Annotated in this window: 1 protein-coding gene; it reads left to right on the top strand. The window is 39.4% G+C overall.

The genetic code is table 11. The annotated features are described in order from the left end of the window. Positions 1-480 precede the first annotated feature (480 nt). Positions 481-718, top strand: a 238-nt coding sequence (locus tag ETC02_RS16795; RefSeq protein WP_220699981.1) for a DUF6444 domain-containing protein, incomplete at its 3' end; no start/stop codon positions are given.

Below are 718 nucleotides of genomic sequence, written 5' to 3' on the forward strand. Positions count from 1 at the left end.
TATACGAGATGCCTAAAATCGGGCACCTCTGCTTTCCTATTGCCTTTTTTGGCCATTTTCAGTATACCCTCACGGATCAGGAGCGTATACCGCACTCACCAAGTGGTGGGGATTTTCACGGAAAAGCTAAATTAATCATGCATTTGAAGATTACATGGTATGAAGCTTGGTAAATAAGGTATATCAGTACAACTAATCGTTTTTTATGTCTATTCCAGCGTAAACAGTAACTAATTCAAGGGCTGTTCGAATTCCCTTCTTTAAAGGTGGACAAGGACTCCTTTGTTCTTTAATTCTAATTAGTGGACAATGCATTCCCTGACAAGTTGGCTTTAAAATGCAAGAGTTACATTGCCTATCATCTTTCGCATCTGCCGTTATCCATAAGGGTAACTATTCAGCCACATCATAAAGTGAGCTGAATATTTTCTTCTTTCCTTGTCTATGATGTGAATATTGATAGACAAGGAGGTGAATCGCATGTTGACGGTACAACAAGCTGTATTTACAGTTGAGAGCTTAATCGGCAAAGTTCAACAACAAAAACAGCTCATTCATCAACTCATTCAAGAAAATGAACATTTGCGTCACGAAAACAAACAGCTACGCAAAGAAAATGAACAACTGAAGTACCGTGTTCAAGAGCTGGAAGCACGCACGAAAAAAAACAGCTCCAATAGCCATTTGCCCCCATCTTCTGACCGTTTTGAGAAAAAGC

This window comes from Geobacillus sp. DSP4a (genome assembly GCF_013096875.1).
Classification (GTDB): Bacteria; Bacillota; Bacilli; order Bacillales; family Anoxybacillaceae; genus Geobacillus; species Geobacillus thermophilus.